Genomic DNA, 20,228 nt, shown 5'->3' with positions numbered 1-20,228 from the left:
GGCGGGCTGTTACATCCGAGCCCCGGGGGCGTGAGTTGAGGGCGCCGGCCTCTTCAGGAGCCCGTGCGTGCCGCCTCCAGCAGCTCCTCGGCGTGTGCGCGCGCCAGTTCGGAGTCCTCCTGCCCCGCGAGCATCCGGGACAGCTCGCGCACCCTCGCCTCGCCCTCCATCGCGAGCACGCCGCTGCGCGTGACGGAACCGTCGTCGGTCTTCTCCACGACCAGATGCCGGTCGGCGAACGCCGCGACCTGCGGAAGGTGCGTGACGACGACCACCTGCGCCGAGCGGGCCAGCCGCGCCAGCCGCCGCCCCACCTCGACGGCGGCCTTGCCGCCGACTCCCGCGTCGACCTCGTCGAAGAGGTACGTCGGCACCGGATCGGCGCCCGCGAAGACGACCTCGACGGCGAGCATCACGCGCGAGAGCTCACCTCCGGAGGCGCCCTTGGCCACGGGCCGCGGCTGCGCCCCGGGGTGCGGGGCGAGCAGCAGCTCGACCTCGTCGGTGCCGTGCGGCCCGAACGCGACGCTGCGGCCGTCCAGTTCGAGCCCGGCGGCGCCGGAGGCGGCGTCGCTGCGCCGCAGCGAGAAGGAGACCCTGGCGTGCGGCATGGCCAGTTCGGAGAGCTCCTCGGTGACGGCGTCCGCGAAGCGCTTCGCGGCGTCCGTACGGGCGTCCGTCAACTGCTGTGCCAGGCCGGTGAGTTGCGTCATGAGCGCGTCGCGCTCGGCGGTGAGCTCGCCGATGCGCTCGTCGTCGCCCTCGAGTTCGGTGAGGCGGGCGGCGCTCTCCTCGGACCAGCCGAGGACCGCGGCGATGTCCTCGCCGTACTTGCGGGTGAGCTGCGCGAGGGCCGCGCGGCGCTCCTCGACGGCGGCCAGACGGAGCGGATCGGCGTCCAGATTGTCGGCGTATCCGGCGAGTTCGCCCGCCACGTCGCCCATCAGGATGGAGACCTCGCCGAGCCGGTCGGCGAGCGAGGCGAGCGCCGGGTCGTGGGCGCGCTGCGCCTCCAGCGCGCGGTGCGCGGCCGAGACGAGCGCCGCCGCGTCCACGCTCTCGGGGTCCGCGGGGTCGCCCGCGAGGGCGCCGTGCGCCGTGGTGGCGGCGGAGGCGAGCGCTTCGGCGTGGCCCAGGCGTTCGGCCTCGGCGGCGAGTTCGGTGTCCTCGCCCGCGCGCGGTTCGACCGCGGCGATCTCCTCCAGGCCGAAGCGGAGCATGTCGGCCTCCTGCGCGCGTTCGCGCGCGAGGGTGGTGATCTCGTCGAGCTCGCCGCTCACGGTGCGCAGCCGCTGGTACGCGGCGGTCCACTCGGCGAGCGGCACGGAGACCGCCTCGCCGGCGAACCGGTCCAGGGCCTGCCGCTGGCGCGCGGGGCGCAACAGGCCCTGCTGGTCGGTCTGTCCGTGCACGGCCACGAGGTCGTCGCTCAGCTCGCCGAGCAGCCCGACCGGCACGGACCTGCCGCCGACGTGCGCGCGTGAGCGGCCCTCGGCGGAGAGCGTGCGGCTGACGAGCAGCGCCCCGTCGTCGAGTTCGGCGCCGGCCTCCCGCGCGCGGAGCGCCGCGGACGAGTCCGGCGGCACGACTATCCGCCCCTCGACCACCGCGGCCGCCTCCCCCGCCCGTACGAGGGCGGCGTCGGCACGGCCCCCGAGCAGCAGCCCGAGGCTGGTGACGACCATGGTCTTGCCCGCTCCGGTCTCACCGGTCACCGCGGTGAAGCCTGGGGAGAGTTCGACGACAGCGTCGTCGATGACACCCAGGGACCTGATCCGCATCTCCTCCAACACGGATACGACCATACGCAGTCCGCGGAGGTACCCCCACCCTCCCCCAGAGACTTCAACCTGGGTGAGGTCCCCCTGGGGGCACCGCCCGGCGAAGCCAGGGGGGACCGAGGGGAGCTCCCAGGCCCGTCCGGCGGCGGTCGCCCGTCCGCGGGAAGCGGCGCGCGTCAGTGCGGCGCGCCCCGCCAACCCGCCACCGGCAGCGCGAACTTGGCCACGAGTCGATCCGTGAACGACGCGTGGTGGAGTCGCGCGAGCCGCACCGGCATCGAGCCTCGGCGCACCTCGACGCGCGCGCCCGCGGGGAGTTCGACGCTGCGCCGCCCGTCGCACCACATCACCCCGTGCGGCGTCTGCGGCTGCACCTCCACCGCGAGCACCGACTCCGGGGCCGTCACCAGGGGCTTGGCGAAGAGCGCGTGCGCGCTGATCGGCACCATCAGCAGCGCCTCCACCTCGGGCCAGACGACGGGACCGCCGGCGGAGAACGCGTACGCCGTCGAGCCCGTCGGCGTCGCGCACACGACGCCGTCCCCGCCGAAGCGGGAGACGGGCCGGTTGTCGACCTCGGTGACGACCTCCAGCATCCGCTCGCGGGACGCCTTCTCCACGGACGCCTCGTTGATGGCCCAGTCACGGTGCACGATCCGCCCGTCCGTGCGGACGAGGACGTCGAGCGTCATCCGCTCCTCGACCTCGTAGCCCCGGCCGACGACGCGGTGCACGACCTCCTCCAGGTCGTCGCGCTCGGCCTCCGCGAGGAACCCGACACGTCCGAGGTTGACGCCGAGCATCGGCACACCCGAGGCGCGCGCGAACTCGGCGCCGCGCAGCAGGGTTCCGTCGCCGCCGAGGACGACGATCAGCTCGCAGCCCTCGACCGCGTCCTCCGTCGCGGGCACGCGGCGCACCGCCTCGGGCAGCGGCAGGTCCGTGGCCTCCTCCTCCAGCACCCGCACCCCGATGTCCTTGCGCAGCAGTCCCTGGACGACCAGTTCGGCGCTGCGTACGGCGGCGGGGCGGCCGGTGTGGGCGAGCAGGAAGACCGTACGGGCGTGATCGGCTGTCGTCATTTCGGGCCCTCCGCCACAGCTCGCTCGACATCGGCCGCGTCGATCCCGGGTGCACCGGCGCGCAGCCACAGAAAGTACTCGACATTCCCGGACGGTCCGGGCAGCGGACTCGCGGTCACCCCGCACGCGCCGAGCCCGAGCGAGGCGGCGCGGCAGGCGACGCCGAGCACCGCCTCCGCGCGCAGGGCCGCGCTGCGCACCACGCCTCCGCTGCCGAGCCGCTCCCTGCCGACCTCGAACTGCGGCTTGACCATGAGCACCAGGTCGGCGTCCGGTGCGGAGCACCGTACGAGGGCCGGGAGCACCAGCCCCAGCGGGATGAAGGACAGGTCGCCCACGACGAGATCCACGGGGCGTCCGTCCACGTCGTCCAGGGTCAACTCCCGTACGTTCGTACGGTCCTTGACGGTGACGCGCTCGTCGCTGCGCAGGGACCAGGCGAGTTGACCGTAGCCCACGTCCACGGCGACGACCTCCGCCGTTCCGGCGCGCAGCAGCACATCGGTGAAGCCGCCCGTCGAGGCGCCCGCGTCCAGGGCGCGGCGGCCCTCGGTGCGCAGGCCGAGCGGGCCGAACACGGCGAGCGCGCCCGCGAGTTTGTGACCGCCGCGCGAGACGTACCCGGGGTCGGCGTCATCGGGCTTCACGACGACCGCTGCGCTGGTCTCCACCTGTGTGGCGGGCTTCGCGGCGACGTTCCCGCCGACCGTGACCCGTCCCTCGGCGATGAGTCGGCCGGCGTGCTCCCGCGAGCGTGCCAGCTTGCGGCGCACCAGCTCCGCGTCGAGTCGGCGTCGCGGCAACTGTCAGCTCCGGGGGTGCTGAGGCCCGGGCATGGGGTGGCCGGGGCGTGGGGCGGAGGCTCGGTACGGGGCGGGAGCGGGCGCCGGTGGGTGTGCGGGGGTGTGCCGGTCGAGGCCTGCGAGCGTCTCGCGCAGCCCGCGGTGGACGTCCTCGTACACCTCCAGATGGCCCGAGACCGCGAGATGGTCCGCGTCTTCAAGGCGCCTCAACTGGGCGTCCACGGGGGCGTGTCCCGTCGGCTCGACGTGCAGGCCCAGGGGGCGCGGCCCGTCGTCTTCCTCCTCCTGCTCCTCGGCCTCGGGGGGCTCCCCGGACCCGGCGGACTCCTCGGGCCGCTCCGGCTCCACGGGCCCGGCAGGCTCTGTGACTCCCGGTCCCTCCACGGGCTCCGCTGCCGCGAAGAGCCCGGAGGGCTGGGGAAGCTGGGCAGGGCCGGAGGGCTGGGAGGGCTGGGAGGGCTCGGAGTGTTCGGGGGGTTCGGAGGGTTCGGCATGCTCCGGCGGCCCGGAGGACTCCCGGGGTTCCGCCGCAAAGGGCTCCGGTTCCGGGGAACCCGCTGCCTCCGGGGAACCCGCGGACTCCGTGGGGCCTGCGGACGCCGCTGCCTCCGCCGGCTCTCCGTCCTGCTGCGCCGGCACTGCGCCCGGCATACGCTCGCTCATGCCCCTGACGCTACCGCTTCCGGCCTGCCGCCCGGCCCCCGACCGTACGCGGGGCTCAATCCCGGCGTACGGCGCGCGTGCGCTCCCTCGCGGCGGGTACGACCAGCGGCGTTCCCGACTCGGGGTCCTCGATGACACGGCACGGCATCCCGAAGACCTCCTCCACGAGCTTCGCGGTCACGACGTCGCCCGGCGCGCCCTCCGCGACGACCTCGCCGTCGCACATCGCGATCAGATGAGTCGCGTAGCGGGCGGCGTGGTTGAGGTCGTGGAGCACCGCGACGAGCGTGCGGCCCTCCTCCTCGTGCAGCCGGGCGCACAGGTCCAGCACCTCGATCTGGTGGGCGATGTCGAGATACGTGGTCGGCTCGTCCAGCAGCAGCAGCGGCGTCTGCTGCGCGAGCGCCATCGCGATCCACACGCGCTGCCGCTGGCCACCGGAGAGTTCGTCGACGAGGCGGCCCTCCAGGTCCGCGACGCCGGTGGCCTCCATCGACTCCCGTACCACGCGCTCGTCCTCACGCGACCACTGCCGCAGCAGGCTCTGGTGCGGATAGCGGCCACGGGCCACCAGGTCGCCGACGGTGATGCCGTCGGGGGCGACGGACGTCTGCGGCAGCAGCCCGAGCGTGCGCGCCAGCTTCTTGGCGGGCATGGCGCCGATGTCGGCGCCGTCCAGCAGTACGGAGCCCGCGGCCGGCCGGAGCATGCGTGAGAGGGCGCGCAGCAGCGTGGACTTGCCGCACGCGTTGGGGCCGACGACCACCGTGAAGGAGTGGTCCGGCACGGCGACGCTGAGCCGTTCCGAGACGGTGCGCCGGTCGTAGGCGAGGGTGAGCCGGTCGCCGGTGAGCCGGGGTGCGCCCGCCGGGGGGCTCTCGGGCGCACCCTTCAGCGTGTCCTCCGGCGGTGCCGGTTCCTGCCCGGCCTCCGGCGCGGGGGCCTGCTGCGCGTCCCGGGTCTGCTGACTCGTCATGGCCGCCGCCCTCGCACTCGCCTCGGCGTTCGCACTCGCACCGTCCTCCAACTCCCGTCCCTCATATGCGTCCCGCCCTGCGTTCCGTCGCCAGCAGCCACACGAGATAGCCGCCTCCCAGCACACCCGTGACCACCCCGACAGGCAACTCGTGTGCGCCGAAGGCCCGTTGGGCGGCGAAGTCGGCGGAGACCAGCAGTGCGGCTCCCATGCACATCGACGGCAGCAGGTTCGGCCCCGGCGCCTTCGTCAGACGCCTCGCCAGCTGCGGAGCCGTCAGCGCCACGAAGGCCACCGGCCCCGACGCCGCCGCCGCGAGAGCCACCAGCAGCACGGCCGAGCCGAGCAGCACCAGCCGCACCCGCTCGACCCGTACGCCCAGGGAACCGGCCGCGTCGTCGCCCATCTCCATCATGCGCAGGCCGCGTTCGCACCCGAGCAGTACGACGGGGACCAGCACGGCCATGGCGACGAGCAGCGGCGCCGCGTCCCCCCAGCCGCGTCCGTCCAGGCTGCCGGTCATCCACAGCACCGCCCGGCCCGCCTCGGTGATCTGGGCCTTGGTGAGGAGATATCCGTTGATCCCCGTGAGCATGGCGGCGACGCCGACGCCGACGAGCACCAGCCGGAAGCCGTGCATCCCCTGGCGCCAGGCCAGCCCGTACACCACGATCCCCGTCGCGACACCGCCGAGCAGCGCACCGCCCGCGAGCGCCGCGCTGCCCCCGCCGGCCACCACGATCGCGATCAGCGCCCCCGTGGCCGCGCCGTGCGTGAAGCCGAGCACGTCCGGACTTCCGAGCGGGTTGCGCACCACCGCCTGGAAGACCGCACCGGCCAGCGCGAGGGCCGCGCCCACCGCGAGCGCGGTCACGGTCCGCGGAAGCCGCAGTTCGCCGACGATGAAGGCGTCGGCGGGCGCGCCCTGCCCCGCGAGCGTACGGAGCACGTCCGCGGGCGCCATCGGGTACTCGCCGCTGCCGATCGCGAACACGCCGACGACGAGCGCCAGTACGGCGCACGCCGCTCCCGCGAGGAGCGCGCGCGGCCGGAAGGTGACGGAGAGTCCGGCGGCGGTACGTATCACGCTCATGCCTGCGCCACCTTCCGGCGCCGCACGAAGTAGAGGAAGAACGGCCCGCCCAGCACGACGGTCACGATGCCCGCCTGCAACTCCCCCGGCCGCCCGAGCACGCGCCCCAGCACGTCGGCGCCGAGCATCAGCACCGGCGCCAGCAGCGCGCAGTACGGCAGCATCCAGCGCAGGTCGGGCCCCGTCACCGAGCGCACCATGTGCGGCACCATCAGGCCGACGAAGACGATGGGCCCGCATGCGGCGGTCGCCGCTCCGCACAGCAGCGTCACGGCCACGATGCAGGCGCCGCGGGTGAGTTCGGGACGCGAGCCGAGGGCGCGCGCCGAATCGTCGCCCAGCGCGAGCGCGTTGAGCGGACGGGCGAGGGCCAGCGCCAGCACGACCCCGGCGAGCACGAACGGCAGCGCCTTGAGGTTGGTGTCGTCCTGCGCCCGCGCCAGCGAGCCGACCGTCCAGAAGCGCATGCGGTCCAGCGAGGCCGTGTCGAGCAACTGCACCGCGTTGACGTACGAGATGAGCGCCGCGTTGAGCGCCGTGCCGGCGAGCGCGAGCCGCGCGGGAGTCGCCCCGCGGCCGCCCCCCACCGCGTACACGGCCACCGAGACGGCCGCGGCGCCCGCGAAGGCGAAGGCGACGTAGCCCGTGTAGCCGGAGACGCCGAAGAAGGAGATCGCGGTGACGACGGCCGCCGCGGCGCCGCCGTTGATGCCCAACAGGCCCGGATCCGCGAGGGGGTTGCGGGTCAGCGCCTGCATCACTCCGCCCGCGAGGCCCAGCGCGGCTCCGGCGAGCAGCCCGAGGACGGTGCGCGGCAGGCGCATCTCGTGGACCACCGAGTACGACGGCGAGGCAGGGTCCGTCAGGCCGCTCAGCACCTCGGCGGGCGAGAGCTGCTTCGCGCCGACGGCGATGCTCAGGACGGCCACGAGGCCCAACAGGCCCACGGCGCCCAGCAGTCCGGCGGCGCGGAGCAGGACGCCGGTACGGCCGCCCTGCGCCGCCGCGCCCGAGGGCTGCCCCTGCGCGTTCGTCCGCTCGGCCTCGCCGGGGATGCCCGTCCGGCCCGCCTGCGCGGGGCGTTCGGCCGGTTCGGCGTCTGGGGCCGCCGAACTCCCGGGTGTCTGGCGGGACTTGATGAGAGTCACGTACCGGCTCCGGTCGGGGACGGGGGCGTGGGGCACCCGGCTACTGGACAACTACGACTTTGGTTAGGTTAACCTAACTTGCATCCCGGCCCACAGCCGACCGTACGACTCTGAGAAGAGAAGGCTCTGTCATGCCCCATGCGTCCTCGTCCTTCGACCTCTCCCGCCGTGGCCTGCTGGCCGCGGGCGGCGCCGCCGGTCTCGGTGCTCTGCTCGCCGCGTGCGGCGGTGAAGGCGGATCGAAATCCGGCTCCGGCAAGGGCGGCGGCGCCTGGTCCTTCACCGACGACCGCAAGAAGAAGATCAGCCTCGACGCCCCTCCGAAGCGCATCGTCGCCTACGTCGGCACGGCCGCGGCGCTGCACGACTTCGGCGCCGGCGACGCCGTCGTCGGCGTGTTCGGACCGACCAAGAAGAAGAACGGCGAGCCGGACGTCCTGGCCGGGGACCTCGACGTGAAGAAGCTGGAGATCATCGGCAACGCCTTCGGCGAGTTCGACATCGAGAAGTACGCGAAGGTCCGCCCCGACCTGCTCGTGACGAACATGTACGTCAAGGACGCGCTCTGGTACGTGCCGGAGGAGAGCAAGGCGAAGATCCTCAAGCTCGCCCCGGCCCTCGCGCTCAAGACCGCTGAAACGTCCATGCTGAACGCCGTCGAGCGCTTCGCCGAACTCGCCCGCTCCCTCGGCGCCGATCTGAAGTCCGAGCGCGTCACGTCCGCGAAGGCCCGCTTCCAGCAGGCCGCGGAGAAGGTGCGCAAGGCGGCGAAGGCGAGCGGCGGTCTGAAGGTGATCGCCGCCTCGGGAGCCCCGGACCTGATGTACGTCTCCGACCCGTCCGCCAACGCCGACCTGCGGTACTTCAAGGAGCTCGGCGTCGAGCTCGTCGTCCCGAAGAAGATCAGCAAGCAGGGCTTCTTCGAGGAGCTGAGCTGGGAGAACGCCGACAAGTACAAGGCCGACCTGATCATGCTCGACAACCGTACGCAGGCGCTCCAGCCGCCCGCCCTGAAGTCCAAGCCGACCTGGTCGGACCTGCCCGCGGTCAAGGCGGGCCAGGTCACGACGTGGAACGCCGAGCCCCGTTTCTCCTACGCGGGGGCCGCTCCCCTGCTGGAGGAGCTCGCCAAGGCGATCGAGGACGCGAAGAAGGTCAGCTGAGCCGCGGCGGTGGCCGGGGCGGAGGCTCGCGACGCGCCCCCGCCACCGCGGCCGCCCGGCCGCCCGGCCGCGGCACAGCCGAGCACCTGCACACGCACAGGCCCCGCACCCGCACCCGCACAGTCACCGGCAGCAAGTACACCCACGGCACGGCCAAGCCCGGGAGGAGAGCCCGCAGCATGAGCACCGCAGCCCCCGAAGCCCCAGCCCGCACCGTCCCGTTCGAGTTCTTCGACACCCACGTCGTACGGAGCCGCAGGCTGGGCCCGACGATGCTGCGCATCACCTTCGGCGGCGACTCGCTGCGGCACTTCGCCTCGGGCGGCCGCGACCAGCGCTTCAAGCTCTTCCTGCCGCATCCCGGCCAGGACGCGCCCGTCGTGCCGACGGAGGCGGGCGACGCGTGGTTCACCGCATGGCGGTCCATGGACCCGTCCGTGCGGGGCATCATGCGCTCGTACACCGTGCGCGAGCAACGCCGGTTCCCGCAGGACGAGTTGGACATCGACTTCGCGCTGCACGGCGTCGGCGACCCGGCGGAGGCGGCCACCGCGGGCTTCGTCGCGGCCGGGCCGGCCTCGCGGTGGGCGGCCACCGCCCGCCCGGGCGACCGCGTCACCATCCTGGGCCCCACCGTCGACGACAACGGCGGCGTCGACTTCCGTCCCGGGCCCGGCACCGACTGGGTGCTGATCAGCGGCGACGAGACAGCGCTCCCCGCCATCGCGGGAATCCTCGAGTGGCTGCCCCAGGGCACTCCGGCCAAGGTGTGGATCGAGGTGCCGCACGCCGAGGACATCCAGGAGCTGCCGACGGCCGCCGACGCCGACATCACGTGGCTCGTGAGGGACAACACCGCCGAGCACCGAACCGACTTCCACGTCGCCTCACTCGCCTCCGCCCACTTCCCCGAGGGCACGCCGTACGCGTGGATCGCGGGCGAGGCCGGAACCGTCAAGGCGCTGCGGCGCCATCTGGTCCGCGAGCGCGGACTCGACCGCAAGCGGGTCAAGTTCACCGGCTACTGGCGACTGGACGCGACGGAGGAGCAGCTCGTAGAGGAGGCGGTGTCGGGCGCCGCGGCGGCGGCTGATGACGCATGACGCGAGGAGGGGCGGCCGCAGCCGGATGACGACGACGCAGGACGCGACGAGAAGCGCCACGGCGGATGACGAGGACGCAGACGCGAGTACGGCGGCGAGCGGCGGGACAGTAAGCGGCCCCACCGCGGACACTTGACGACCGACGGCGAACGGCGAACGGCGAACGGCGAACGGCACGACGGTACGCGGCCCGACGGCGGACACCTGACGTCGGCCGGTCCGGTCAGCCGGGGCCGACGTCGGACAACGGACTACCGGGCCACGGACTACCGGCCACCGGCCTACCGGCTACGGACCACGGACGACCTGACGCCGAACCGGCCCGGTCCCGCCACGTCCGGTGCGGGTCACCGACGCGGCACCGGCCCACCAGCCCCCGCCTGCCTCATCGAAGGCGTCCGCGCCTTCAAAGTCCCAGCCGCGCAAGGGCCTTGTCCGCCTCCAGCCCGCAACTCCCGTCCCCCGCCGCCGTCCACGCTGCTCCGCACAACGCCCGCAGCCCGTCCAGCACTTCGCCCTCGCCGTCCAGTACGAGCGCGTCCGTGCCCGCCCGCGCTCTCCAGCCCCCGCATGCGAACCCGGCCTCCGCGTCACCGCTCGGCCCCGGGTGCGGCTGCCCCAGTCCGCGCAGATCCCCCGCCACATACACCGGGCGGTGCTCGGGCCGGGCCGCGAGGAGCTGAGCCGCGTCCGTCACCCCGGTGAGTACGAGCAGCGAGTCGACGCCTCCCGCATGCGCACCCTCGATGTCGGTGTCGAGGCGGTCCCCGACGACGAGAGGCCGGCGCGCGCCCGTGCGCAGAATCGACTCCCGGTGCATCGGAGGCCGCGGCTTGCCTGCGATCTGCGGTTCCGGTGCGTCGCGCATCCACCTCGTGGCGATCCGTACGACCTCGACGGCGGCTCCGTTGCCCGGCAGGATGCCCCGCTCGCCGGGGATCGTCACGTCCCCGTTGGAGGCGAACCACGCCGCGCCCCGACCGACGGCGATGGCGGCCTCGGCGAGCTGTCCCCATTCCAGGTGCGGGCCGCCGTATCCCTGTGCCACGGCGGCCGGTTCGTCCTCCGCCGAGTCGACGACGCTCATCCCCTGCTCGCGCAGCGCCTCGCGGAGCCCGTCGCCGCCGACGGCCAGTACGCGGGCTCCCGCGGGATGCTGCTCGGCGATGAGCCGCGCGACGGCCTGCGCCGAGGTGATCACGTCGCTCGTCTCCGCGGGGACGCCCAGCTCGTCGAGGTGCGCGGCGACGGCGGCGGGCGTGCGCGACGCGTTGTTCGTCACGAACGCGGGCCGCATCCCGGCCTCCCGCGCCTCCTCCAGCGACCGCACCGCATGCGGAACGGCGGCGCCCGCGACGTACACCACGCCGTCCAGGTCCAGCAGCGCGGTGTCGTAGACCTCACGCAGCGGCCGTTCACAGCCGGAAGTGCTCGTACGCGCAGTGGCCGCCATCGTCTCTCGCTCTCCTCGCAACGGACTCGCCTCGCAGCGGGCCTCGCCGCTCCTCTTCCTACGTCTTCTTCGTACTCGGTCTTCGTACTCGGTCTTCGTACTCGGTCTCCGTACTCGTTCTTCGTACGGGGTTCCTCTTCCGGGGTTCCTCTTCGCAACCGCCCCCGATCATCCCCTGCCGCACCCGGCAGCCCCGGCCCGCCCCGGGGCGGACTCCGGCATAGCATGCGGTAATGACCCATGACGGCCTCCGGCTCGCGCCCTTCCGCGGACTGCGTTACGCGCCCGGGAAGGTCGGCTCCCTCGCCGCCGTGACCTCGCCGCCGTACGACGTCGTGGTCCGCCCGGACGAGCTGAAGCACCTGGAGACGGCGGACCCGTACAACATCGTGCGGCTCATCCTTCCGCAGGCCGCCGACGCCGCCGGCAGGCAGGCCAAGGCCGCCGCGACGCTGCGCAGCTGGCGCGCCGAGGGAGTGCTGACACCGGATCCGCGGCCCGCGCTGTACGTCTACGAGCAGCGCCGCGGCGATCTGTTGCAGCGCGGGCTCATCGGTGCGCTGCGGCTCTCGCCGCCCGAGGACGGCGTCGTGCTTCCGCACGAGGGCGTGATAGCCGAGATCGTGGAGGACCGCGCGGCGCTGATGCGTTCCACGGGCGCCAATCCCGAGCCGCTGCTGCTCTCCTACCGCGGCGACGGCACCGTGACGGGGGCCGCCGCCGTGATCGAACGGACCGTCCTGCGTACGCCGTTGCTCTCCACCAGGACCGAGGACGGCTTCTCGCACCGCCTGTGGTCGCTCACCGACCCCGCCGAACTCGCCGAGGTCGACGCCGACTTGGCCCGTCACCGCGCTCTGATCGCGGACGGGCACCACCGCTGGGCCACGTATCTGCGGCTCCAGCGCGAACGGGACGGCGCCCGGGGATCCGGTGCTCCCGTCACCGGTTCCGGCGGCTCGTCCCCCTGGGACTACGGGCTCGTCCTGCTCGTCGACACCGTCCGGCATCCGCTGCGGGTGCAGGCCATCCACCGGGTGCTGACCGGCCTCCCCCTGGAACAGGCCCTGCACGCCGTGGAGTCCGGCGAAGCGTTCCGCGTACAGGCCCTGGGCGCCCGGGAGTTGCCGCAGGCGCTGGAGGCCCTGGACGAGACCCCGGGCAACGCCTTCCTCCTCACCGACGGCGGCGGCACCTTCCATCTGCTCCGGGACCCTTCTCCCCGGCTCCTGGAACAGAGCCTCGACCCCCGCCGCCCCGAGGCCTGGCGCCGGCTGGACGCCACCGTGCTGCACTCGGTGCTGCTCGACGAGGTCTGGCGCGTGCCCGACCGCCCGGACGAGATCGGCTACATCCACGACGCCGCCGCCGCGGCGGGCAAGGCGGCCCAAGTGGGCGGCACCGCCGTGCTGATGAGGCCGGTGCGGGAGGACGTCGTACGGGAACTCGCCGAGCAGGGCGTGATGATGCCGCGCAAGTCCACGTCCTTCGGCCCGAAGCCGGCGACCGGCCTGGTGCTGCGCGTCCTGGACGACGAGGGCGGCCACGGTCCTGCCGACCGCGGCTGAGACGCGGCCGGCGGCGCCACCGAACAGGACGGCCGCTGAGAACCGCCCCCGGACCCAGACCTGAAGTCCCCCTCAACGACGGCTCCACATCCGATCACGCCCTCCTGGGACGGCTGCCCACCACCCCGCGCTCCTTTCAGCTCAACAAAGTTAGGGTAGCCTTACCTCACCGCACCCTCCGTGCGGTGAGCTTACGACCCCCTTGTCAGGGAGGACAGTTCATGAGCAGCAGGTCGCACCTGCTCAACGACAGGACGGCGGAGCACTACCGGCGCTCCCTCACGGAAGGCGTCGACCGCGTCGCGGAGAAGATCGCCCGCGCCGACCGCCCGTTCACCGGAGTCACCCCGTCCCAACTCGCCCCCACCGTCTCGGGAATCGACCTGGAAGACCCGCTGGGCGACCCGGCCGCCGCGCTCGACGAGCTGGAGAACGTCTACCTCCGCGACGCCGTCTACTTCCACCACCCGCGGTACCTCGCCCACCTCAACTGCCCGGTGGTCATCCCGGCCGTCCTCGGCGAAGCCGTGATCTCGGCCGTCAACTCCTCGCTGGACACCTGGGATCAGAGCGCCGGCGGCACTCTCATCGAGCGCCACCTCATCAAGTGGACGGCGGAGCGCATCGGCCTCGGCACCGCGGCGGACGGCATCTTCACCAGCGGCGGCACTCAGTCCAACCTCCAGGCCCTGCTGCTCGCCCGCGACGAGGCGTGCCGCCTCGCCGAGAAGAACTCCCCCACGCCGCTGCGCAAGCCCGAGATCCTCCCGCGGCTGCGCATCCTCACCTCCGAGTGCAGCCACTTCAGCATCGAGAAGGCCGCGACGCTGCTCGGCCTGGGTCCCGAGGCCGTCGTCTCCGTGGCCTGCGACGAGGACCGCAGGATGCGCGCCTCCGCGCTCGAGGCCGAACTCGACCGCTGCGAGCGCGAAGACCTCGTCGTGATGGCCGTCGTCGCCACCGCGGGCACCACGGACTTCGGCAGCATCGACCCGCTGCCCGCCGTCGCGGACCTGTGCGAGCGCGCCGGTACGTGGATGCACGTCGACGCGGCGTACGGCTGCGGGCTGCTGGTCTCCCGGCGCCGCCATCTGCTGGACGGCATCGAGCGCGCCGACTCGGTGACCGTGGACTACCACAAGTCCTTCTTCCAGCCGGTCAGTTCGAGCGCCGTGCTCGTACGCGACCAGGCCACGCTCGGCCATGTCACGTACCACGCGGACTATCTCAACCCGGCGCGGATGGCCGAGAACGACATCCCCAACCAGGTCGACAAGTCCATCCAGACCACGCGCCGCTTCGACGCTCTCAAGCTGTGGCTGACGCTGCGCATCATGGGCGCAGCGGGCGTCGGCGAGCTCTTCGACGAGGTCGTGGACCGGGCGGCCGACGCCTGGCGGATGCTCCGCGACGACCCTCGCTTCGAGGTCGTCACCCGGCCCCAGCTGAGCACCCTCGTCTTCCGCTATCTGCCGCCCCGCCCGGCGGGCCGTGCCCTGACGGACGAGGTCAACCTGCATGCGCGGCAGGCCCTGTTCGCCTCCGGCGAGGCCGTCATCGCGTCGACGGTCGTCGACGGCCGGCACTATCTGAAGTTCACCCTGCTCAACCCGGAGACCTCGCTGGACGACATCGCCGCCGTCCTCGACCTCGTCGCCGAGCACGCGGGCCGCTGCCTCACGGAGTGCCGAAGCACCCGCCACACCGGACGAACGGACCCGGAACCCGTCCGACCCCGCGCCAGCTGACCGCCCGCCCCCGGAGCCCCGGAGATTCTCGTGTCCACCGATCAACAGACCGCCCACGTCCACGACTTCACAGCCATCGGGCTGGGCCCGTTCAACCTCGGGCTCGCCTGCCTGACCGAACCCATCGGCGAACTCGACGGCCTGTTCCTGGACGACAAGCCGGACTTCGACTGGCACTCGGGCATGCTGCTCGAAGACAGCACCCTCCAGACGCCGTTCATGTCGGACCTGGTCACCCTCGCGGACCCGACCTCCGCCTTCTCCTTCCTCAACTACCTCAAGGAGACGGGACGCCTCTACGCGTTCTACATCCGCGAGAGCTTCTATCCGCTGCGCGCCGAGTACAACGACTACTGCCGGTGGGCCGCCGGAAAGCTCGCCTCGGTGCGCTTCAACAACCGTGTCACCAGCGTCGAATACGACGAGAGCGAAGAGCTGTACCTCGTACGCGCCGACGATCTCGCCACGGGCGAGCGGCACACGTACCGCAGCAGGAAGCTCGTGCTCGGCACCGGGACGCCGCCCTACATCCCCGACTCCTGCCGCGGCCTCGGCGGCGACGTCATCCACAACTCCCGTTATCTGGAGCACAAATCGGAGTTGCAGGAGAAGAAGTCCGTCACCGTCGTCGGCAGCGGCCAGAGCGCCGCCGAGATCTACTACGACCTGCTCCAGGACATCGGCGGCCATGACTACCAGCTGAACTGGATCACACGCTCCCCGCGCTTCTTCCCGCTCGAATACACCAAGCTGACGCTGGAGATGACCTCGCCGGAGTACGTGGACTACTTCCACAGCCTGCCGCCCGCCACCCGCGACGGACTCGTCGCCTCGCAGAAGAACCTCTACAAGGGCATCAACACCGAGCTGATCGACGCCATCTTCGATCTGCTCTACCAGAAGAGCCTCCACCGCCCGTGCCCCACGCGGCTGATGACCAACACCGCGCTCACGGACGCCTCTTACGACAAGGCCTCGGGCTCGTACACCCTCGGTCTGCGCCAGGAGGAGCAGAAGCAGGACTTCACGCTCGAGACCGAGGGCCTCGTCCTCGCCACCGGATACCGCTACCGCACGCCGGAGTTCCTCTCCCCCATCGCGGACCGCATCGAGTGGGACGAGCAGGGCCGCTTCGCCGTCCGGCGCGACTACCGCATCGACAGCGGGTCCACCGCCGGCCGCGAGATCTACGTACAGAACGCCGAACTGCACACCCACGGCTTCGTCGCACCCGACCTGGGCATGGCCGCCTACCGCAACTCGTCCATCATCCGCGACCTGCTCGGCCGGGAGGTCTACCCGATCGAACGGTCCATCGCCTTCCAGGACTTCGCAGCACCGGCACCCGCCCCGACGACCAGGACGGAGGCTCCGCACTCATGAGCAGCGCCCGTACGGACGACGTCCCCGCACCCGCCCCCGGCATCGTGCACACCCGCACCGACGCGCATCTGGGCCGCTTCTCGCTGCGCCCCGTCGACCCGGTGCGCGACGCCGAGATGCTGCACGGCTGGCTCACCCACCCCAAGTCGGCGTTCTGGCTGATGCAGGAGGCCACCCTGACGGACGTGGAGCGGGAGTTCATGGGCATCGCCGCCTCCGAGCACCAGGACTCCTTCGTCGGCCTCCACGAGGGCGAACCGCGCTTCCTCATGGAGCGCTACGACCCCGCGCACGTCGAGCTGCGCGGCCTGTACGAGGCACAACCCGGCGACGTCGGCATGCACTTCCTGTGCGCACCGACTGCGACCCCCCTGCACGGCTTCACGCTCGCCGTGATCACCACGGTGATGGACATGCTCTTCGCCGACCCGCACACCCGCCGGGTCGTCGTCGAGCCGGACGTACGCAACACGGCCGTGCACGCGCTCAACGAAGCGGTCGGCTTCCGCATCGAGCGCACCCTCGCCAAACCCGAGAAGGACGCGTACCTGAGCATGTGCACCCGGCAGCAGTTCGAAGCGGCCCGGGAAGCCGGTGCCCGGCGCGAGACCGGCCAGACCCCAGGAGGGACGAAGAGCCGATGACCAGCCCCGCCCCCCTCTCCCCCCGCGAGGCCGTCGCCCATCTCACGCCCGAACGCTGGGACTTGGCGAACCGGCTGCTGATACGCAAGGCGCTCGCCGAGTTCACCCACGAACGGCTTCTCGCGCCCTCGCCACTGCCCGCGCACGACGACCCGCGCGAGGATCCGCACGACGGCCCGGCCGCCGCACACCCCGCGCGCCCAGGCCGCTACCGCGTCCGCAGCGACGACGGCGGCACCGAATACCGCTTCACCGCACGGCGGTTCGCGCTCGACCACTGGCAGATCGACTCCGGCAGCATCACCCGCCACCGGCACCGCGACGGCGCCCGGCTGCCGCTCGACGCCCTCGCGTTCGTCACCGAGCTGCGCAACTCCCTTGGCCTGACCGAGGAGATCCTCCCCGTCTATCTGGAGGAGATCAGCTCCACCCTGGCGAGCACCGCGTTCAAGCTCGCCCGTACGCCCGTGAGCGCCGGCCGGCTCGCCCGCTCCGCCTTCCAGGAGATCGAGGCGGGCATGACCGAGGGCCACCCGTGCTTCGTCGCGAACAACGGCCGGCTCGGCTTCGACGTCGCCGAGTACCGCGCGTACGCCCCCGAAGCCGGCGTCCCGGTACGGCTGTTGTGGGTCGCCGCCCACCGCGACCACGCCACGTTCACCGCGGCGGCCGACCTCAGCTACGACAAGCTGCTGCTCTCCGAGCTGTCCGCGACGACGCTGCGCCGCTTCTCCGCCGCCATGAAGGAGGACGGCCTCGACCTGGACGACTACTTCCTCATCCCCGTCCACCCGTGGCAGTGGTGGAACAAGCTCTCCGTCACCTTCGCCGCCGAGGTCGCGCACCGCAATCTCGTCTGCCTCGGGCACGGCGACGACGAACACCTCGCGCAGCAGTCCATACGCACTTTCTTCAACGCCACCAACCCCGGCAAGCACTACGTGAAGACCGCACTCTCCGTGCTCAACATGGGCTTCCTGCGCGGACTTTCGGCCGAGTACATGAAGGCCACACCGGCGATCAACGACTGGCTGGCGGGCCTCGTCGCCGAGGACGAGGTGCTGCGCGAATCAGGGCTCGCGATCCTCCGCGAGTGCGCGGCGGTCGGTTACCACGCGGCCCCGTACGAGGCCGCCGCCCCGAAGGGCTCCCCGTATCTGAAGATGCTCGCGGCCCTGTGGCGCGAGAGCCCCGTCCCGCTTCTCGCACCCGGCGAGCGCCTCGCGACGATGGCGTCCCTGCTCCACACCGACGCTGACGGAGCCTCCCTGGCCACCTCGCTCATCGAACGCTCCGGCCTGGACGCGCGGGCGTGGCTGCGCCGGTACCTCGACACGTATCTCACGCCGCTGCTGCACTGCTTCTACGAGTACGACCTCGTCTTCATGCCGCACGGCGAGAACGTCATCCTCGTACTCGACGAGGACGGCGTCCCCAAGCGGGCCGTCTTCAAGGACATCGCCGAGGAGATCGCGGTGATGAGCCCGGACGCCCAACTCCCCCCGGAGGTCGAGCGCATCCGCGCCGACGTCCCCGAGGAGATGAAGATCCTCTCCCTCTTCACGGACGTCTTCGACTGCTTCCTGCGGTTCCTCAACGCGATCCTCGCCAGCGACGGCACCCTCGACGAGGACTCCTTCTGGTCAGCGGTCGCCGACTGCGTCCGCGACTACCAGAAGTCCGCACCGCACCTCGCCGAACGCTTCGCCCGCTACGACCTCTTCGCGGACACGTTCGCGCTCTCCTGCCTCAACCGGCTGCAACTGCGCAACAACCAGCAGATGGTCGACCTGCAAGACCCCGCGGGCGCGCTCCAGCTCGTCGGCGAACTCGAGAACCCCCTGGCACGCTTCGCGCCCTAGCGCTACGGGGAGGTGGCCCCTTCGCCCGGGCCACCTCCCCGTACTCACAGACTCATCAGCCCTGTCTTTCGCCCTCCCCGGACCCTTCGCTCTCACTCGGCTCGTCGTCGGCCTCCGGGTCGAGGGCGTCGATGAACTCCACCCCGTCCAGCTCGGCCAGCCTGTCCGACGCGTCGGTCGCGCCGCTCTGATCGGCCTCCAGCGCCTTGGCGAACCACTCCCGCGCCTCGTCCCTGCGCCCGACCTCGAGCAGTGCGTCGGCGTACGCATAGCGCAACCGTGCCGTCCACGGCTGCTGCGACGTCGACGCCAGCTCCGGGCTCTGCAACGTCACCACGGCAGCCTCGGCCTGGCCCATGTCGCGCCGGGCCCCCGCCGCGACGAGCCGCATCTCCACCTGCCCTGCCTTGTCCAGCTTCTGCACCTCGGCCTCGCCGGCCATCGCCAGAGCCTTCTCCGGCCTGCCCATGCCCCGTTCGCAGTCCGCCATCACGGGCCACAGGTGCTGCAAACCCGCCATGCGCCGCGCTGCCCGGAACTCCGCCAGCGCCTCCGTGTACTTCTCCACCGCGTACGCCGCGAAGCCCGCCGCCTCGCGCACCGACGGCACACGGGACGCGAGCCGCAACGCGACCCTGGAGTAGCCGTACGCGGCTTGCGGATCCTCATCCAGCAGCCTGGCGACCATGACGAGGTTCTTCGCGACGTCCTCGGCGAGCGTCTTCGGCAGGCTCATCAGCTCCTGCCGGACCTCCTTGTCGACCTCGGCGCCCGTCACGTCCTCGTCGATGGGCAGTCGCCTCGGTGCCGGGTGATCCGTCCGCCGGTCGTCCCGGCGTCCCTCACGACGCCCCTCACGGCGATCCTCGCGGCGATCCTCGCGCCCAGGACCACGGGAGGGCCGCCCGCGGTCGTCGTCCCGACGCCCTCGAAAGCCACTCCCGCCGCGCCGCTCACGGTCGTCCTTCCCGTACGGCCGCCGGCCCCCGGCACTGCCCCTGTCGTCGTCCCGCCGGGGCCCACGCGGACGGTCATTCCCACCGCCCCGTCGCGGCCCATCGCTGCGGCCCCTGTCCGACCGCTCACCGCTGTCGCCGCGCCTGGCGTCCCCGCCACGCGGCTTGTCCCGGCCCTTCCGCTCATCACGCGGGTCACCGCGGCGCGCATCGTCGCGCCGGTATCCACTCCGTCCACGGCTCTCGCCGCTTCCTCCGCGACCATCCCGCTTTCCACCACGGGGCCGGTCAGCCCCTCCCCGCGGACCGGACTGACGAGGCCGGCGCTCGGGCCGCTCGTCGGGCGAATCGGTGGACATCGACATGACTCCTGTCTGCGACGCGGCCCAATTCCATTAAAGGGTCCGCGCTAATGCACTCTTGAATACAGAAAAGGGCCCGTGGCCTACAGCGCAAGCACGCTGTGAACCACGGGCCCTTCAAAAGGAGTTCGGCGGTGTCCTACTCTCCCACACGCTCCCGCATGCAGTACCATCGGCGCAGTAAGGCTTAGCTTCCGGGTTCGGAAAGTAACCGGGCGTTTCCCTCACGCTATGACCACCGAAACACACCCCCTCACCGGGGGGAAACTTGTGTGTGCTGTTGTGTCAGCGCTCTATCCACTTATCAGCCGGCCAGCCGGCCGGGCGGCTGGTTGTGGCCGGGGTTGTTGTTTCAGATACCGGACAGTGGACGCGAAACAAATACGTGTGTGGTCAAGCCCTCGGCTTATTAGTACCAGTCAACTCCAACCCTCACGGGT

16 protein-coding genes and 1 rRNA gene are annotated in these 20,228 nt (G+C 72.0%); 7 read left to right on the top strand and 10 right to left on the bottom strand.

Features of this window, described 5'->3' with window-relative positions; translation table 11 throughout:
* Positions 1-53 precede the first annotated feature (53 nt).
* The 7 genes from recN to QQM67_RS08485 all read right to left on the bottom strand — a co-directional run bounded on the left by recN (position 54) and on the right by QQM67_RS08485 (position 7,453).
* Positions 54-1,805: a DNA repair protein RecN gene (gene recN, locus QQM67_RS08515; RefSeq protein ID WP_314173056.1), complete on the bottom strand. Its 1,752-nt coding sequence runs from the start codon at positions 1,803-1,805 to the stop codon at positions 54-56.
* 152 nt (positions 1,806-1,957) lie between these two features.
* Positions 1,958-2,863, bottom strand: a complete 906-nt coding sequence (locus tag QQM67_RS08510; protein WP_314173055.1) for an NAD kinase — start codon at positions 2,861-2,863, stop codon at positions 1,958-1,960.
* Positions 2,860-3,666, bottom strand: a complete 807-nt coding sequence (locus tag QQM67_RS08505) for a TlyA family RNA methyltransferase (RefSeq protein ID WP_314173054.1) — start codon at positions 3,664-3,666, stop codon at positions 2,860-2,862. The genes QQM67_RS08510 and QQM67_RS08505 overlap by 4 nt, the downstream gene beginning before the upstream one ends.
* 3 nt (positions 3,667-3,669) lie before the next feature.
* The gene (locus tag QQM67_RS30620) at positions 3,670-4,329 is read right to left on the bottom strand and encodes a hypothetical protein (protein WP_399065853.1); all 660 of its coding nucleotides are present in this window, start codon (positions 4,327-4,329) and stop codon (positions 3,670-3,672) included.
* A 55-nt stretch (positions 4,330-4,384) separates the two neighbouring features.
* Positions 4,385-5,305, bottom strand: a complete 921-nt coding sequence (locus QQM67_RS08495) for an ABC transporter ATP-binding protein (RefSeq protein WP_314173053.1) — start codon at positions 5,303-5,305, stop codon at positions 4,385-4,387.
* Between the two features lie 61 nt (positions 5,306-5,366).
* Positions 5,367-6,398, bottom strand: a complete 1,032-nt coding sequence (locus QQM67_RS08490; protein ID WP_314173052.1) for a FecCD family ABC transporter permease — start codon at positions 6,396-6,398, stop codon at positions 5,367-5,369.
* Positions 6,395-7,453 carry an iron chelate uptake ABC transporter family permease subunit gene (locus tag QQM67_RS08485; protein ID WP_399066331.1) on the bottom strand — a complete coding sequence of 353 codons (1,059 nt, stop codon included), beginning with the start codon at positions 7,451-7,453 and terminating at the stop codon, positions 6,395-6,397. Before QQM67_RS08485 ends, QQM67_RS08490 begins: the two co-directional genes overlap by 4 nt.
* Positions 7,454-7,677: 224 nt before the next feature.
* Between QQM67_RS08485 and QQM67_RS08480 the strand changes: the two genes are divergently transcribed.
* Entirely contained in the window at positions 7,678-8,709 is a 1,032-nt protein-coding gene (locus tag QQM67_RS08480; protein ID WP_314173051.1) for an ABC transporter substrate-binding protein, read from the top strand.
* Positions 8,710-8,888: 179 nt separating this feature from the next.
* A complete protein-coding gene (locus QQM67_RS08475) occupies positions 8,889-9,812 on the top strand; it encodes a siderophore-interacting protein (RefSeq protein ID WP_314173050.1) in 924 nt (307 codons plus the stop codon).
* 406 nt (positions 9,813-10,218) lie between these two features.
* Here the strand turns inward: QQM67_RS08475 and QQM67_RS08470 are convergent, their stop codons facing one another.
* The gene (locus QQM67_RS08470) at positions 10,219-11,265 is read right to left on the bottom strand and encodes an HAD hydrolase-like protein (protein WP_314173049.1); all 1,047 of its coding nucleotides are present in this window, start codon (positions 11,263-11,265) and stop codon (positions 10,219-10,221) included.
* A gap of 233 nt (positions 11,266-11,498) precedes the next feature.
* Between QQM67_RS08470 and QQM67_RS08465 the strand changes: the two genes are divergently transcribed.
* From QQM67_RS08465 to QQM67_RS08445, 5 genes are all read left to right on the top strand, one after another.
* Positions 11,499-12,833 (top strand): DUF1015 domain-containing protein, encoded by a 1,335-nt coding sequence (locus QQM67_RS08465; protein WP_314173048.1) that lies wholly within the window; start codon positions 11,499-11,501, stop codon positions 12,831-12,833.
* Between the two features lie 221 nt (positions 12,834-13,054).
* Positions 13,055-14,581: a pyridoxal phosphate-dependent decarboxylase family protein gene (locus QQM67_RS08460; protein WP_314173047.1), complete on the top strand. Its 1,527-nt coding sequence runs from the start codon at positions 13,055-13,057 to the stop codon at positions 14,579-14,581.
* A 30-nt stretch (positions 14,582-14,611) separates the two neighbouring features.
* Positions 14,612-15,964 (top strand): lysine N(6)-hydroxylase/L-ornithine N(5)-oxygenase family protein, encoded by a 1,353-nt coding sequence (locus QQM67_RS08455; protein WP_314173046.1) that lies wholly within the window; start codon positions 14,612-14,614, stop codon positions 15,962-15,964.
* Entirely contained in the window at positions 15,961-16,608 is a 648-nt protein-coding gene (locus QQM67_RS08450; RefSeq protein WP_314173045.1) for a GNAT family N-acetyltransferase, read from the top strand. Before QQM67_RS08455 ends, QQM67_RS08450 begins: the two co-directional genes overlap by 4 nt.
* Positions 16,605-18,470, top strand: coding sequence for an IucA/IucC family protein (locus QQM67_RS08445; RefSeq protein ID WP_314173044.1), 1,866 nt, complete (start codon positions 16,605-16,607; stop codon positions 18,468-18,470). The genes QQM67_RS08450 and QQM67_RS08445 overlap by 4 nt, the downstream gene beginning before the upstream one ends.
* 55 nt (positions 18,471-18,525) lie before the next feature.
* Here QQM67_RS08445 and QQM67_RS08440 read toward each other — a convergent pair whose 3' ends face one another.
* Positions 18,526-19,248, bottom strand: a complete 723-nt coding sequence (locus tag QQM67_RS08440) for a hypothetical protein (protein WP_399065844.1) — start codon at positions 19,246-19,248, stop codon at positions 18,526-18,528.
* 666 nt (positions 19,249-19,914) lie between these two features.
* A 5S ribosomal RNA gene (rrf, locus tag QQM67_RS08435) occupies positions 19,915-20,031 on the bottom strand.
* Positions 20,032-20,228: the final 197 nt, after the last annotated feature.

Origin of the sequence: Streptomyces winkii (assembly GCF_032248595.1) — a bacterium.
In the GTDB taxonomy this organism is placed as follows: Bacteria; Actinomycetota; Actinomycetes; order Streptomycetales; family Streptomycetaceae; genus Streptomyces; species Streptomyces winkii.
Note: the sequence above shows the minus strand (reverse complement) of the source record. Positions and strands in the feature narration are given on the sequence as shown.